Source organism: Pseudomonas sp. MWU318 (genome assembly GCF_016756945.1).
GTDB classification, from domain to species: domain Bacteria; phylum Pseudomonadota; class Gammaproteobacteria; order Pseudomonadales; family Pseudomonadaceae; genus Aquipseudomonas; species Aquipseudomonas putida_A.
The window spans coordinates 511336-526975 of record NZ_JAESJL010000003.1 but is presented as its reverse complement, the minus strand read 5'-3'; the positions used below and the strand labels follow the sequence as shown (position 1 = coordinate 526975).

The window sequence follows — 15640 nt, the reverse complement described above, 5'->3', positions numbered from 1 at the left end:
GCAGCCCAAGAAACAGGTGAATTTCGTGAGCCAGCCTACGCCAGCCGTGCGTACCTTCCAAGACTTGATCCTCGCGCTCCAGCAATACTGGGCCGAGCAAGGTTGTGTGGTACTTCAGCCCTACGATATGGAAGTAGGCGCCGGCACTTTCCACACCGCGACCTTCCTGCGCGCCATCGGCCCGGAAACCTGGAACGCCGCGTATGTGCAGCCAAGCCGCCGTCCGACTGACGGCCGCTACGGGGAAAACCCGAACCGTCTGCAGCACTACTATCAGTTCCAGGTCGTGCTGAAGCCGAACCCGGACAACTTCCAGGAACTGTACCTGGGCTCGCTCAAGCATGTCGGCCTGGACCCGCTGGTCCACGACATCCGCTTCGTCGAAGACAACTGGGAATCGCCAACCCTGGGCGCCTGGGGTCTGGGCTGGGAAGTCTGGCTCAACGGCATGGAAGTGACTCAGTTCACTTATTTCCAGCAGGCCGGCGGCATCGAGTGCTACCCGGTGACCGGCGAGATCACTTACGGTCTGGAGCGTCTGGCCATGTACCTGCAGGGCGTGGACTCGGTCTACGACCTGGTCTGGGCTGACGGCCCGTTCGGCAAGGTGACCTACGGCGACGTGTTCCACCAGAATGAAGTGGAGCAGTCCACCTACAACTTCGAACACGCCAACGTCGACAAACTGTTCGAACTGTTCGACTTCTATGAAAGCGAAGCGAAGCGCCTGATCGAGCTCGACCAGCCGCTGCCGTTGCCAAGCTACGAAATGGTCCTGAAGGCCTCGCATACCTTCAACCTGCTGGATGCGCGCCGGGCGATCTCGGTGACCGCGCGTCAGCAATACATCCTGCGCGTACGCACCCTGGCGCGTTCCGTTGCGCAAGCCTACCTGCTGGCTCGCGCCAAGCTGGGCTTCCCGATGGCGACCCCGGACCTGCGTGACGAAGTACTGGCCAAGCTGGAGGCTGCACAATGAGTGCGCAAGATTTTCTGGTTGAACTGGGCACTGAAGAACTGCCGCCAAAAGCCCTGAACACTCTGGCTGAAGCGTTCCTCGCCGGTATCGACAAGGGCCTGCAAGCTGCCGGCCTGAGCTACGAAAGCAAAACCGTCTACGCCGCACCGCGGCGTCTGGCCGTGCTGATCACGGCGCTGGCCACCCAGCAACCGGATCGCAGCATCAACCTCGACGGCCCGCCGCGTCAGGCTGCGTTCGACGCTGAAGGCAACCCGACTCAGGCAGCCCTGGGCTTTGCCAAGAAGTGCGGCGTCGAGCTGAGCGAAATCGACCAGAGCGGTCCGAAACTGCGCTACAGCCAGAACATCGCCGGCAAGCCGACCGCGAGCCTGCTGCCGACCATCGTCGAAGATTCGCTGAACGACCTGCCGATCCCGAAACGCATGCGTTGGGGTGCGCGCAAGGAAGAGTTCGTGCGTCCGACCCAGTGGTTGGTCATGCTGCTCGGTGACCAGGTCATCGACTGCACCATCCTCGCGCAGAAGGCTGGCCGCGACTCCCGTGGTCACCGTTTCCACCACCCGGAAAGCGTGCGCATCGGTTCGCCGTCGAGCTACCTGGCCGACCTGCGTGCCGCCTACGTGCTGGCCGATGCCAACGAGCGTCGCGAGATCATCAGCAAGCGCACCGAAGAACTGGCGACCCGTCAGGAAGGCACCGCGATCGTGCCGCCGGCGCTGCTGGATGAAGTGACCGCGCTGGTCGAATGGCCGGTGCCGCTGGTTTGCTCGTTCGAGGAACGCTTCCTCGACGTGCCGCAGGAAGCACTGATCACCACCATGCAGGACAACCAGAAGTACTTCTGCCTGCTGGATGCCGACGGCAAGTTGCTGCCACGGTTCATCACCGTCGCCAACATCGAATCCAAAGACCCGCAGCAGATCATCGCCGGTAACGAGAAAGTGGTTCGCCCACGCCTGACCGACGCCGAGTTCTTCTTCAAGCAAGACAAGAAGCAGAAACTCGAAGCCTTCAATGATCGCCTGAAGAACGTGGTGTTCCAGGAAAAACTCGGCAGCGTCTACGACAAGGCCGAGCGCGTTTCGAAACTGGCGGCCTACATCGCCGCGCGAATCGGCGGCAACGCTTCGTGGGCGGCCCGTGCCGGCCTGCTGTCGAAGTGCGACCTGGCCACCGAAATGGTCGGCGAGTTCCCGGAGATGCAAGGTGTCGCCGGCTACTACTACGCGCTCAATGACGGCGAGCCGGAAGACGTCGCGCTGGCGCTGAACGAGCAGTACATGCCACGCGGTGCCGGTGCTGAACTGCCGGCGACCCTGACCGGTGCGGCCGTCGCGATCGCCGACAAGCTCGATACCCTCGTCGGGATCTTCGGTATCGGCATGCTGCCGACCGGCAGCAAAGACCCGTATGCCCTGCGCCGTGCGGCCCTCGGCGTGCTGCGCATCCTGATCGAGAAACAACTGGATCTGGACCTGAACGACGCCGTGGCTTTCGCCGTGAATGCGTTCGGTGCCAAGGTCAAGGCTGCCGGTCTGAACGACGCGGTGCTGGAATTCATCTTCGACCGTCTGCGTGCGCGTTACGAAGACGAGGGCGTCGATGTCGCCACTTACCTGTCGGTACGTGCCCTGAAGCCGGGTTCGGCGCTGGACTTCGACCAGCGTGTGCAAGCGGTTCAGGCCTTCCGCAAACTGCCGGAAGCGGCAGCGCTGGCAGCGGTGAACAAGCGTGTATCGAACCTGTTGAGCAAGGTTGAAGGCTCGGTGCCGACCGTGGTCGAGGCCAAGTACTTCGACAACGCCAACGAGTTCTCGCTGTACTCGGCGATTCAGCAAGCGGATCAGGCGGTGCAGCCAATGGCCGCAGCGCGTCAGTACAACGAATCGCTGGCGCGTCTGGCGGCATTGCGTGAGCCGGTGGATGCGTTCTTCGACGCGGTGATGGTCAATGCCGAAGACGCCAAGGTCCGGGCCAACCGCTACGCGCTGCTCGCGCGTCTGCGTGGTCTGTTCCTCGGGGTTGCCGACATTTCGCTGTTGGGTTGAGGGATTGCTGTTGAAACTGCTGATTCTCGATCGGGACGGAGTGATCAATTACGACTCCGACGCTTACATCAAGTCGGTGGAGGAGTGGATTCCACTGCCCGGCTCGATCGAGGCGATTGCGCAGTTGAGCAAGGCCGGCTGGACGGTGGCGGTCGCCACCAACCAGTCGGGCATTGCTCGCGGCTATTACGACCTTGCCACCCTCGACGCCATGCACGCGCGCCTGCGCACGCTCGTGGCAGAGCAGGGCGGTGAAGTCGGGCTGATCGTGTACTGCCCGCATGGTCCGGACGAGGGTTGCGATTGCCGCAAGCCGAAGCCGGGGATGTTGCAAACCATCGCGGCGCATTACAACGTGACGCTGACGAATGTCTGGTTCGTCGGCGACAGCCTTGGTGACCTGGAGGCCGCCAAAGCCGTCGATTCACAGCCCGTTTTGGTAAAGACCGGGAAAGGCGAAAAAACTCTGGGCAAGACCCTTCCGGTCGGCACCCTGATTTTTGACGATCTGGCGGCGATTGCCGCAGAACTTATCCACAACTAGAGTGCTTCTGAAGTTCCTGACCAGGGATTGATCGGGAGTGCGCTTGAACAGTCGGGCATCGCCCGTAACGGTAAACGTCGCCATGTCGATACTGCAGGCCATCAGAATTTTTCTCTTTTACCTGCTGCTGGGCACCACTGCCTTGCTGTGGTGCAGCCTGAGCTTTTTTATCGCGCCCTTTTTGCCATTCAAGGCGCGCTATCGTTTCATCAACGTGTACTGGTGCCGTTGCGCCTTGTGGTTGACCAAGGTGTTTCTCGGCATTCGTTACGAGATCAAAGGCGCGGAAAACGTGCCGGATCGGCCCTGCGTGATTCAGTCGAACCACCAGAGCACCTGGGAGACGTTCTTTCTCTCTGCTTATTTCTCGCCCTTGAGCCAAGTGCTCAAGCGTGAATTGCTCTACGTACCGTTCTTCGGTTGGGCCATGGCCATGCTGCGGCCGATCGCGATTGACCGCGACAACCCGAAAGCGGCGCTCAAACAAGTCGCGGCCAAGGGCGATGAACTGCTCAAGGATAACGTCTGGGTATTGATCTTCCCTGAGGGCACCCGCGTTCCTTACGGCACCGTCGGCAAGTTCTCGCGCAGTGGCAGCGCGTTGGCGGTAAATGCGGCGCTTCCGGTGCTACCGATTGCACACAATGCCGGCAAGTTCTGGCCGAAAATCGGCTGGGGCAAGACGCCGGGCGTGATCACCGTGGTCATCGGTGAGCCGATGTATGCCGAAGGCACTGGTCCGCGCGCCATCGCCGAACTGAACGACCGGGTACAGGCCTGGAACGAACAGACCCAGCGCGAAATGGGTTCGCTGCCACCAGCACCGCAGGCGCCTGCCGCGAATGATCAGGTGGCTGTCTGAGATTTTGTGGATAACCTGTGTACGGTTTTGTTGAAAAAGCCTGAATCTTGAAAGTAACCGATTGATTTACTTATATATTTCTCAAGCTCATAAAACACCGTAAAAGGTGCATAAGTTTTTTTCGGAAGTAAAAAAACCGGCTGATATAGCCGGTTTTTTTGTGCCTGTTCACTCGCAGATCAGCGGTAACTGCAGCCGGAACGTGGTGCCTTGATCGACGATACTGTGGCACTCGATGTTACCGCCATGATGGTCGACTACTGCCTTGACCATCGACAGCCCCAACCCGACGCCATCAATCCCCTGCGCCGACGAAAAGCGCCGGTACTGGGTGAACAGATCCGGCAGCTCCTCGGCGGCAATGCCTTTGCCCTGATCGGTCAATTCACAGCATAGCCACTCACCCCGGCAACTGACGTTCAACTTGATCGTGGTACCGACCGGGCTGTACTTGATGGCGTTCTCCAGCAGGTTGAACAAGGCGCGGGTCAGCAGGCCCTGGTCAGCGTTGATCAGACGCTCCTGGGATTGTTCGTCCATCGTGTGCAGCAGTTTGATGCTTTTCTGCTGAGCAATGGGCAGCGCCTGATCCAGTACGTCCAGCACCAGCATCGCGAACAGACTGGGCTGGAACTGATAAGCCTCGGACTCGGCCCGCGCCAACAGAACGAAACCGTCAGTCAGATCGAGCGCCCGGCGCACCTGGCGCTCAATCTGCTCGAACAGCGGTGAATCTGCTCCGGCCTGATGGCGATGCACATCGAGCAGCGCCAAAATCGCCGAATGCGGGGCGCGCAGATCGTGGGAAAGAAAACGCAGCAAGACCCCGCGCTGTTCTTCGGCAGCGCGTTCGGCGCTCAGGTCGGTGAGGCTCAGTAGCCAGCCGATCGGCGTATCGCCATCCACCGGCAACAGTGCCGCACGCTCCAGACGCAGGCTGCGCTCCTTGTGATCGCGAAACTCCAGCAAGGGCAGGGCTGATAAGGCCGGGTGTGGTGCTGTGGATAATTCCGGATAACCGAGGCGGGCCAATTGCTCAAGAACGTCCTCGCCCACCAGCGGGTGATCGAACAATACCCGGGCCTTGCGGTTACCCAACAGGATCTGCCCTTTGGGATCGCTGATCAGCGTCGCCACCGGCAGGTATTCCAGACCGTCGGCAATGAAGCGCCGGGTATCGCGCGTGCGGCTCATGGCTTGTTCCAGCGCCATGATCTGCCCCTGTAACTGGTCTGCGCTGGTGAATTTTGCGCGGCGCCGTTCGGGGAACACTTTCGGCTCGCGGTCCAGCCGCGCCAGCTCCCAGCCAAAGTACGTCAGCACCACACTCAGGCGCCGCCAGTTCCAGATCAGGTAGCCGAACAACATGCCCAGCGCAGCCGGCGTCGGTGACCACCAGTGCCGAACTTCCGCCAGCCCGGCGCTGGTCAGCAGCACACAAGCCACACCGCACGATGTCACCCAGATCGCCCAGCGCGGGCGCCACAGCAGCAATCCGAGTACGCAGGCTACCAGCCCTACCGAAAGCAGCGCACTCCACATCGGTACCACATCATGCAGATTGATCTGCGCGCGATACGACAACAAGGCAGTCAGCGGCAATAGCACTAGACTTATCCACAACCACTCACGCACCAGCCGTCGAAACAGACGCTGGACCTGACTTGGCTCGCGGCTTTCACGCCGACGCGGGCTATTCATGACAAACAGGGCAGGGGACAGTGAATGGTTTCATGGGCCACAGGTCTGAGGATGTAGATCCGAAGAATCATAGCGGACGTCGACCGATGGTGGACTGCTTACTTTTACCGCACAGGCCAAGCCTTCAGGGTTGCCGGCCACTGCCCAAGCGACAAGGAACCCACGCGTATGCGCGTTGCGATACTGGACGATGAACCCGCCGAACTGCGTCGGGTCGAGCAAACCCTGCAGCAGATGGCTACGGAGGGAGACCAGCCCTGGTCGTTGCACAGCTTTGAACGAGGCGAGGATCTGTTGCGCCAATTGCGCCGGGACACCTTCGACCTGCTGATCCTCGACTGGCAACTGCCCGATCTGACCGGCCTGGCGCTGCTGCGCTGGACCCGCGAACACATGGAGGCGCCTCCCGCCGCGATCATGCTGACCAGCCGCGACGGCGAAAGCGATATCGTCCAGGCGCTGAACGCCGGGGCTGACGATTATGTCAGCAAACCGTTCCGCCCCAACGAGCTGAAAGCCCGAGTCGCCGCCGTACTGCGCCGGCACAGCCAGCAACGCAGCAGCGCTGCCGAAGTCCTGAGCTTCAATGACCTGACCTTCGACGACGCCGAACTGAGCGTCACCCGCGAGGGCAAGGCCGTGGTCATGACGGAGCGTGAATACCGCCTGGCGCGCTGCCTGTTCAGTAACCTGGGTCGGCCGTTGTCGCGGGAGTACCTGTACGAACGCTTCTGGCCCCACGAAGAAGTCGCTTCGTCACGACCGCTGGATACGCACATCTATCGCCTGCGCAACAAGCTGGGGCTGACGGCGGATCGTGGTTGGCAGTTGCTGACGATTTATGGGTATGGATATCGGTTGGAGAGCGTCGCAGCAACAAGCGAGTGAGAAGGGCAGGCCAACGGCATTGCGTTGGCCCCCTTGTTCAATGAAAGGTCAGCGCCAGCAAGCCGATCGCCAGTTTGCGGGTGTCTTCGCTCCAGCCCAGGTCATGCGGGCTGATTGCCAGCGGAAAATGCAGCTGGATACGCAGAACGCCTTGCTGAGCGACGAGCGCCTGGACCTCGGCGGGCAGGTTGATGTCGATTGTGTTTTTGCTGGCGTCAGTCAGGTTGGCAGAGACGACTGGCACGTTGTTGATGCTGATATCCACCGTTTGGCGCGGGTGTGATTCCGCCACAAACGCGTTGGCTTCAAGCGACAACGAAGTCACACCGCTCTTCGGTCTCAAGATGATTTCTGCGTCTGTTCCCACTGAACCGGTACCCCAGTCGTCAGAGATCCACCAGCCGCTGGCAAGGCCGGCGGATCCTGCACTGGTATCGGTGAATTGTAGTTTTTCACCTGGCTGGAATGTCGGAATAAGCTCTTGCGGATGCGTAGCGCTGATGGCAGGACAATCAGCGCAGCGTTTCCAGCCTGGTGCCAACACATAGAAGCCGTCGATACGGGTCAGGACATCTGCCTTGCGATCAAGGTTGACTGCAGCTTGAAGCGCCGCGCGCTGATCGAGCACGTACAAGGTGTCGGAATCATAGCGACCATACTCAAGCCTCAGGCTTGCAGTACGCTGCGCCGTCTCCTGAGCCAATGCACTTACCCGCCCCAGATAAACCGCATCCGTCGCCAGGTGATACTTTCCCGCATAATCGGAAAGCATCATCCAGTGGGTGGAAAAATTTTGAGGAATTACCCACCGCACCTTCTGATAGTGTGACGCCGCGTTGTGCCAGAAGGGATCGACCAATGCGCTTGGCCATTCCTTGGTCGGCGATGCCATCAGATGGCGACGCGTGTTTGCCCAGCCTGCCCGGGTGTCGGCGACTTGAATAACCATGGCCACAGCCAGCAGCAGAATCGCGGTGCGAGGCCGATGCTCACGGGCAATCAGAACGACTACAGCGAAGATCGCTGCGTACATGACAGGCCAGATCATCCGCCCCGATGCACGAAAGACACTCGCCATTGCAATAACGGAGTCTGGCAACCAGTAGTCGAACTCGAGCGAGCCTACGCCGACCTTGTTGGAAAATGCAAAAACCGTCAGACCGAGCAATGCCAGCAACAATACCCATCGTTTGCTTACAGCGGTCAGAATCCTGTTGTTGCGTGTCAGCACCAGCGGCGACACACAGGCGAGTAAAAATATTATCCCAAGCCCCGGAAAGGCAATGCCATCGCTGTCACCTGGCACCCCCGGCAGTGAGGGCAATACATATGACCAGCCAGCAGATGTAAAGAACGTCAACGCATTAGCTCGAAACAATCCGAAGCCGAAAGAAGCCAGGCCATTACCTTGAATGGTGAAATAACCTGCTTGCCAGCAGCAAACTGCTGTCAGCGCCAGCAGACAGATCAGCTCGGCAACCACTTTGCGTCCGGCTAATTGCCTATCAATTGTCCGGTGCAGCAGATCGGCAATCCAGAGCAACGCGATCATCGCCAGTAAATACGCGTGCACAAGAGCCGATGTACAGAGCAGCAGTCCCCACCCCACGGTTCGCCTGCCATTCTCGGGTCGCAGAGCAAGATACAGCGCGGCCAGAAGCAGAAAATGCCCCGCAAGGGAAAGATGCACACCCATGCGCACTATCATCGCCGGATTGAAGAGAAACAGCGCAGTGCCCAACAAACGTAAGGTCGTATTACTGGTAGCCAGCCCCATCAGTTTCCAGGCAAACCAGCTCTGCAGAACAAAGCAGGTCAGCAACCACAGACCAAAATACTGGAAAGGCTCGGGCAGCCACGCGGCAAAAGGTTTGAAGATCAACGCCAGCAGCGGGTTCGAGTCCGAGAAGATGATCGCGCTACTCAGCTCCAGGCCATAGGAGGGATTGAGCCCCAGCGGCCACGACCAGGGCGAATGCCTGAAGAACACCCAGCCCAGGTAGTGGGTAGCGGGATCACTACTGCCCAGCCATGCAATATTTTGCGGGTTCAACGCCCTGGGGCCGATGACGAAAAAAAACGCCACAACCCCCAGCAGCAGGGGCAACGCATTGACCCATGGACGTCTAACGGAATCCTTCGTTACGCATTGATGAGTCAATTGATTGCTCTTTTTTTAGTCGTTTTTCTACAATCCGGCCGCCGCCTGTCTGCGACGCAAGAGCCGCATCGTATCGCGCCTCAAGACGAAATTGAACGCAAAAAAAAACCCGCTTGCGCGGGCTTTTCCTGAGCAGCGTCGGCAACCTTAGAAATCCAGGTTGGACACCGCCAGCGCATTGCTCTCGATGAAATCACGGCGAGGTTCGACCGCATCACCCATCAGGGTGTTGAAGATCTGATCCGCGCCAATGGCGTCTTCGATGGTGACTTTCAGCATACGGCGCACGCTTGGGTCCATGGTGGTTTCCCACAGCTGATCCGGGTTCATTTCGCCCAGACCTTTATAACGCTGGATGGTGTGGCGCTTGGTGCTTTCGGCCATCAGCCAGTCGAGGGCTTCCTTGAACTCGGTGACGGCTTTCTTGCGCTCGCCACGCTGGATGTACGCGCCTTCGTCGAGCAGGGTGCTAAGTTGAGCGCCGAGGGTGACGACGGTCTTGTAGTCGTTGCTGCCGAAGAAGTCGCGGTTGAAGGTGACGTAGTTCGACAGGCCATGGGAGATCAGCTCGACCTCTGGCAGCCAAACGCCGCGTTCACGATCTTCACGCAGGCTGGCCTTGTAGACCAGACCCGACTTTTCGACGGTGCGCAGACGCACTTCGTACTGAGCCAGCCAGTCCTGCATCTTGGCGTGGTCGCCGAGCATTTCCAGGCTCACGGCCGGCAGGTAGATGAAGTGCTCGGTCAGCTCCTGCGGGTACAGGCGCGACAGACGCTTGAGGGTCTTCATCACCATGCGGAAGTCGTTCACCAGACGCTCGAGCGCTTCACCGGAAATGCCCGGGGCCTCTTCGTTCAGGTGCAGGCTCGCATCTTCCAGGGCCGACTGCGTCATGTACTCTTCCATGGCGTCGTCGTCTTTGATGTATTGCTCTTGCTTGCCTTTCTTGACCTTGTACAGCGGCGGCTGGGCGATGTAGATGTAGCCGCGCTCGATCAGCTCCGGCAACTGACGGAAGAAGAAGGTCAGCAGCAAGGTACGGATGTGCGAACCGTCGACGTCAGCATCGGTCATGATGATGATGTTGTGATAGCGCAGCTTGTCGATGTTGTACTCTTCGCGACCGATACCGCAGCCGAGTGCAGTGATCAGCGTGCCCACTTCCTGGGACGAGATCATCTTGTCGAAGCGTGCTTTCTCGACGTTGAGGATCTTGCCCTTCAGCGGCAGGATCGCCTGGGTCTTGCGGTTACGTCCCTGCTTGGCAGAGCCGCCCGCGGAGTCACCTTCCACGAGGTACAGTTCGGACAGCGCAGGATCTTTTTCCTGGCAGTCAGCGAGCTTGCCCGGCAGGCCGGCGATGTCCAGCGCGCCTTTGCGGCGGGTCATCTCACGGGCCTTGCGCGCCGCTTCACGGGCACGGGCCGCGTCGATCATCTTGCCGACGACCAGCTTGGCTTCGTTGGGGTTTTCCAGCAGGAAGTCGGAGAAGTACTTGCCCATCTCCTGCTCGACCGCGGTCTTCACTTCGGAAGACACCAGCTTGTCTTTGGTCTGCGAACTGAACTTCGGATCCGGCACTTTTACCGAGATGATCGCGGTCAGGCCTTCACGGGCATCGTCACCGGTGGTCGCGACTTTGTGCTTCTTCGCCAGACCTTCCTGTTCGATGTAGTTGTTCAGGTTACGCGTCAGTGCGGAACGGAAGCCCACCAGGTGAGTACCGCCGTCGCGCTGCGGAATGTTGTTGGTGAAGCACAACAGGTTCTCGTTGAAGCTGTCGTTCCACTGCAGGGCGATTTCCACGCCGATGCCGTCTTCACGCTGGATGTTGAAGTGGAACACCTGGTTGACCGCAGTCTTGTTGGTGTTCAGGTATTCAACGAATGCACGCAGGCCGCCTTCGTACTTGAACAGCTCTTCCTTGCCGCTGCGCTCATCCTTGAGGACGATGCCGACACCGGAGTTGAGGAAGGACAGTTCACGAATGCGCTTGGCCAGGATGTCCCAGCTGAAGTGAATATTCTTGAAGGTTTCGCTGGAAGCCTTGAAGTGGATCTGGGTACCTGTGGTTTCACTGTCGCCAACGATTGCCATAGGAGCCTGAGGCACACCGTGGACGTAGGTCTGTTCCCAGATCTTGCCGCTGCGGCGTACGGTCAGTACCAACTCTTCGGACAGGGCGTTCACTACCGACACACCTACACCGTGCAGACCGCCGGATACCTTGTAGGAGTTATCGTCGAACTTACCGCCAGCGTGGAGGACGGTCATGATGACCTCAGCGGCGGAAACGCCTTCCTCTTTGTGCACGTCTACCGGGATGCCACGGCCGTTGTCTTTGACGGTGATGGACTCATCCGGGTGAATGATGATGCTGATGTCGTCGCAGTGGCCGGCGAGGGCTTCGTCGATCGAGTTGTCGACCACCTCGAACACCATGTGGTGCAGACCGCTGCCATCGTCGGTGTCACCAATGTACATACCGGGACGTTTGCGTACGGCATCCAGGCCTTTCAGCACTTTAATGCTCGTTGAGTCGTACGTATTTTCTTCGCTCAATGCCTTCACTCCCGATGGTCGTGGGTCTGGGTGATACGGCCCTGTTCCACGTGGAACAGAGCGACTGGCGTTTCCGTCTGCCAGCCTTCCCTCAATAATTCGTGATCTACACAGGTGATAAAAACCTGGCAGCGTAAGTCTTCCAGCAAGCGGCACAGCGCACGACGGTGGCTCTCGTCCAGCTCGGACGGCAAGTCATCCACCAGATAAATACACTGACCGCGACGAGCCTGGCTCACCAGATGCCCCTGGGCTATCCGCAGGGCACAGACCACCAGCTTCTGCTGACCCCGGGACAAGATGTCCGCGGCATTGTGTGCGCCCAATCTAAGGCGCAAATCAGCCCGTTGCGGTCCGGCCTGGGTATGACCCATTTGCTGGTCCCGTTGCACGGAGCCAGCCAGTACGGCACTCAATTCCCGGTCCTTGTCCCAGCCTCGGTAATAGCTGAGCGTCAAACCTTCAAGCTCAACCAGTTCGCTCAAGGTTTGTTCAAAGACTGGTTTCAAAGCTTTGATGTAAGCGCGGCGGTATTCATCGATTTCAGCGCTAGCCTGGCACAGTTCCCTGTCCCAAACCGCTTGCGAAACGGCGTCAAGTGTACCATGCCGCAGCCAGGAGTTTCTCTGGCGCAAGGCCTTCTGCAAACGCTGCCAGGTCGCCATGAAACGCGGTTCGACGTGGAACACGCCCCAATCGAGAAACTGCCGGCGAATCTTCGGCGCACCTTCGAGCAGGCGGAAGCTGTCGGGGTTGATCAGTTGCAGCGGCAGGATCTCGGCCAGTTGCGCGGCACTGCGAGCGTTCTGCCCGTCGATGCGGATCTGAAACTCGCCCTGACGGTCGCGAGATATCCCCAACGCGCTGTGGCCACCCTCGGCCAATTCGACCTGACCGAACACGGTGCAGGCGAGTTGCTCGTACTGGATGACCGGCAACAGCCGCGTGCTACGAAACGAACGGGCAAGCCCCAGCAGATGAATGGCTTCCAGAACACTGGTTTTGCCGCTGCCGTTGGCGCCGTAAAGAATGTTGATGCGGGGAGAGGGGGAGAAGGTCACCGGGTGCAGATTGCGCACCGCGGTGACCGAAACACGACTTAAGGACATCCAGAATCAGCTGATTACAGACGCATCGGCATGACAACATAAGCCGAGTCGTCATTGTCAGACTCTTGCACCAGCGCACTGCTGTTGGAGTCGGACAGGATCAGGCGAACCTGTTCGGTGGTCATCACGCCCAGCACGTCGAGCAGGTAGCTCACGTTGAAGCCGATTTCCAGCGAACCGCCGTTGTATTCAACGCCCACTTCTTCTTCCGCTTCTTCCTGCTCCGGGTTGTTGGCCTGGATCTTCAACTGACCGTTAGCCAGTTGCAGACGGATACCACGGTATTTCTCGTTGGACAGAATTGCGGTACGGCTGAACGCTTCACGCAGGGCCTGACGATCGCCCAGTACCAGCTTGTCGCCGCCCTTCGGCAGAACGCGCTCGTAATCCGGGAACTTGCCGTCGACCAACTTCGAAGTGAAGGTGAATTCGCCGGTGGTGGCGCGGATGTGGTGCTGACCCAGAACGATGCTGACGTTCCCATCCGGCTCGGTGAGCAGACGCGCCAGTTCGAGGATACCTTTACGCGGCACGATCACCTGGTGGCGATCCGGCTGTCCGATATCGGCCTGCATCGAGCACATCGCCAGACGGTGACCGTCGGTGGCCACGGCGCGGATCACACCGGCCGAGACTTCAAGCAGCATGCCGTTGAGGTAGTAGCGCACGTCCTGCTGGGCCATGGCGAAGCTGGTGCGTTCGATCAGTCGACGCAGTTTGCTCTGCTCCAGGCTGCAGGTCAGCGAACCCGGGCCTTCTTCAACCGTCGGGAAATCGTTGGCCGGCAGGGTCGACAGGGTGAAACGGCTACGACCGGCCTTCACGACCAGCTTCTGCTCGTCGACCTTGATGTCGATCAGCGCGTCATTGGGCAGGCTCTTGCAGATGTCCATCAGCTTGCGCGCAGGCACGGTGATGGAACCGGTTTCGGCCGGCTCTTCAAGTTGCACGCGACCGACCAGCTCGACTTCCAGGTCGGTACCGGTCAGCGACAGTTGCTGGCCATCGACGACCAGCAGCACGTTGGACAGTACCGGCAAGGTCTGTCGGCGCTCGACGACGCCTGCGACCAGTTGCAGGGGTTTCAACAGGGCTTCGCGTTGAATGGTGAAATGCATGGTCTAGTCCCTTGCCTTAATAAGCTGCGCTGGTGTTCATCAAGTGGTCAGTGTACGCAGCAGGTTCTTGTAGTCCTCGCGGATGTCCGCGTCGGATTCCTTAAGTTCGTTGATCTTGCGGCAGGCGTGCAACACCGTCGTGTGGTCGCGACCACCAAACACATCGCCGATTTCCGGCAGGCTGTGGTTGGTCAGCTCCTTGGACAGCGCCATGGCCACCTGACGCGGACGTGCCACCGAGCGCGAACGGCGCTTGGACAGCAGGTCGGAAATCTTGATCTTGTAGTACTCGGCGACAGTGCGCTGAATGTTATCCACAGAGACCAGTTTGTCCTGCAGTGCCAACAAGTCTTTCAGTGATTCGCGGATCAACTCGATGGTGATGTCGCGGCCCATGAAGTGCGAGTGGGCGATCACGCGTTTCAGCGCACCTTCCAACTCACGGACGTTGGAACGAATTCGTTGGGCGATGAAGAACGCCGCATCGTGAGGCAACTCGACTTTGGCCTGGTCGGCCTTCTTCATCAAGATCGCCACGCGGGTTTCCAGCTCCGGCGGTTCGACGGCAACCGTCAGGCCCCAGCCGAAGCGGGATTTGAGGCGTTCTTCAAGGCCTTCGATTTCTTTCGGGTAGCGGTCACTGGTGAGAATGACCTGCTGGCCCCCTTCAAGCAAAGCGTTGAAGGTGTGGAAAAACTCTTCCTGGGACCGCTCTTTACGGGCGAAGAACTGAATATCGTCGATCAGCAGAGCGTCCACCGAACGGTAGAAACGCTTGAACTCGTTGATCGCGTTCAGCTGCAGCGCCTTGACCATGTCGGCCACGAAACGCTCGGAATGCAGGTACACGACCTTGGCATTCGGGTTCTTCTTTAATAGATGGTTACCCACTGCGTGCATCAAGTGGGTTTTACCCAGGCCGACGCCGCCATAAAGGAACAGCGGGTTATAGCCGTGCTTGGGATTGTCCGCCACCTGCCAGGCCGCCGCGCGGGCAAGCTGGTTGGACTTGCCTTCGACGAAATTCTCGAAGGTGAAGGTGCGGTTCAGGTAACTGGTGTGCTTGAGCGCGCCTTCGACCTGCACCGTGCGCTGTTCGGCGCGAACCGGGGCCTGTTGCGAGGCTGCACCGGCCATCGGGTCGAAGCTGTCGCGGGAAGGCTCTTCACTGACTTCCTCGGTTTTCTGCGTCGAGCGCTTCGCCGGGGCTGCACTTGGAGCAGGGGCTGGGGCACTGGCCGGCGCGGTATTGGCCTGAGCCTGAGACACCTGCGCAGCGGCCAAGGGCGCATTCGGCGCGGCACGCGGTGCCGAGCTGCGTTTGCTGCCTATTAATAAGGAAAGCGCTGGCGCCATGCCGTTGCCGTGCTCATCCAGCAGTTCAAGGACGCGACCGAGGTACTTTTCGTTGACCCAGTCCAGCACAAAACGGTTCGGTGCGTAGACGCGCAACTCGTCGCCTTCGGCTTCGACCTGTAGTGGACGGATCCAGGTGTTGAATTGTTGGGCAGGCAGCTCCTCGCGCAAAAGCTCCACGCACTGCTGCCAAAGTTCCACTGACACGGATATCCCCTAAGTTGAAAGCCGGTGAGGCAAAAACAAGCGGCCATTGTAGCGGCGAGCCGTCCACTTATCCACATGCAGGTTGTGTGGTGACCATGA

The 15640-nt window shown here is 59.4% G+C and carries 11 protein-coding genes; 5 read left to right on the top strand and 6 right to left on the bottom strand.

Features of this window, described 5'->3' with window-relative positions:
* Positions 1-25: 25 nt before the first annotated feature.
* The 4 genes from glyQ to JN524_RS10410 all read left to right on the top strand — a co-directional run bounded on the left by glyQ (position 26) and on the right by JN524_RS10410 (position 4436).
* Positions 26-979 (top strand): glycine--tRNA ligase subunit alpha, encoded by a 954-nt coding sequence (gene glyQ / locus JN524_RS10425; RefSeq protein ID WP_003187265.1) that lies wholly within the window; start codon positions 26-28, stop codon positions 977-979.
* Positions 976-3030: a glycine--tRNA ligase subunit beta gene (gene glyS, locus JN524_RS10420; protein WP_202369287.1), complete on the top strand. Its 2055-nt coding sequence runs from the start codon at positions 976-978 to the stop codon at positions 3028-3030. Before glyQ ends, glyS begins: the two co-directional genes overlap by 4 nt.
* Positions 3031-3034: 4 nt before the next feature.
* Positions 3035-3574, top strand: a complete 540-nt coding sequence (gmhB, locus tag JN524_RS10415; protein ID WP_167797055.1) for a D-glycero-beta-D-manno-heptose 1,7-bisphosphate 7-phosphatase — start codon at positions 3035-3037, stop codon at positions 3572-3574.
* Positions 3575-3656: 82 nt separating this feature from the next.
* Positions 3657-4436: a lysophospholipid acyltransferase family protein gene (locus JN524_RS10410; protein ID WP_027610279.1), complete on the top strand. Its 780-nt coding sequence runs from the start codon at positions 3657-3659 to the stop codon at positions 4434-4436.
* Between the two features lie 168 nt (positions 4437-4604).
* Here JN524_RS10410 and JN524_RS10405 read toward each other — a convergent pair whose 3' ends face one another.
* On the bottom strand, positions 4605-6137 hold the full coding sequence (locus JN524_RS10405) for a sensor histidine kinase (RefSeq protein ID WP_202369286.1): 1533 nt from the start codon (positions 6135-6137) through the stop codon (positions 4605-4607).
* A 168-nt stretch (positions 6138-6305) separates the two neighbouring features.
* Here JN524_RS10405 and JN524_RS10400 point away from each other — a divergent pair, with 168 nt between their 5' ends.
* Positions 6306-7025, top strand: coding sequence for a response regulator transcription factor (locus tag JN524_RS10400; RefSeq protein ID WP_202369285.1), 720 nt, complete (start codon positions 6306-6308; stop codon positions 7023-7025).
* A gap of 37 nt (positions 7026-7062) precedes the next feature.
* On the opposite strand, the gene JN524_RS10395 is transcribed toward JN524_RS10400, so the two are convergent.
* The 5 genes from JN524_RS10395 to dnaA form a co-directional block, all read right to left on the bottom strand.
* Positions 7063-9132, bottom strand: a complete 2070-nt coding sequence (locus JN524_RS10395; protein WP_237403012.1) for a DUF6311 domain-containing protein — start codon at positions 9130-9132, stop codon at positions 7063-7065.
* Positions 9133-9333: 201 nt separating this feature from the next.
* Positions 9334-11751, bottom strand: coding sequence for a DNA topoisomerase (ATP-hydrolyzing) subunit B (gyrB, locus tag JN524_RS10390; RefSeq protein ID WP_007960764.1), 2418 nt, complete (start codon positions 11749-11751; stop codon positions 9334-9336).
* Positions 11752-11756: 5 nt separating this feature from the next.
* A complete protein-coding gene (recF, locus tag JN524_RS10385; protein WP_003220208.1) occupies positions 11757-12860 on the bottom strand; it encodes a DNA replication/repair protein RecF in 1104 nt (367 codons plus the stop codon).
* A 14-nt stretch (positions 12861-12874) separates the two neighbouring features.
* Entirely contained in the window at positions 12875-13978 is a 1104-nt protein-coding gene (gene dnaN / locus JN524_RS10380; RefSeq protein WP_003220202.1) for a DNA polymerase III subunit beta, read from the bottom strand.
* A 39-nt stretch (positions 13979-14017) separates the two neighbouring features.
* Positions 14018-15541 (bottom strand): chromosomal replication initiator protein DnaA, encoded by a 1524-nt coding sequence (gene dnaA, locus JN524_RS10375; RefSeq protein WP_041073598.1) that lies wholly within the window; start codon positions 15539-15541, stop codon positions 14018-14020.
* Positions 15542-15640: the final 99 nt, after the last annotated feature.

Bases quoted from the DNA above. Each gene is read 5' to 3' on its own strand.
- dnaN (WP_003220202.1), bottom strand. From the start codon at position 13,978: ATGCATTTCACCATTCAACGCGAAGCCCTGTTGAAACCCCTGCAACTG.
- recF (WP_003220208.1), bottom strand. From the start codon at position 12,860: ATGTCCTTAAGTCGTGTTTCGGTCACCGCGGTGCGCAATCTGCACCCG.
- JN524_RS10410 (WP_027610279.1), top strand. From the start codon at position 3,657: ATGTCGATACTGCAGGCCATCAGAATTTTTCTCTTTTACCTGCTGCTG.
- JN524_RS10405 (WP_202369286.1), bottom strand. From the start codon at position 6,137: ATGAATAGCCCGCGTCGGCGTGAAAGCCGCGAGCCAAGTCAGGTCCAG.
- JN524_RS10400 (WP_202369285.1), top strand. From the start codon at position 6,306: ATGCGCGTTGCGATACTGGACGATGAACCCGCCGAACTGCGTCGGGTC.
- glyS (WP_202369287.1), top strand. From the start codon at position 976: ATGAGTGCGCAAGATTTTCTGGTTGAACTGGGCACTGAAGAACTGCCG.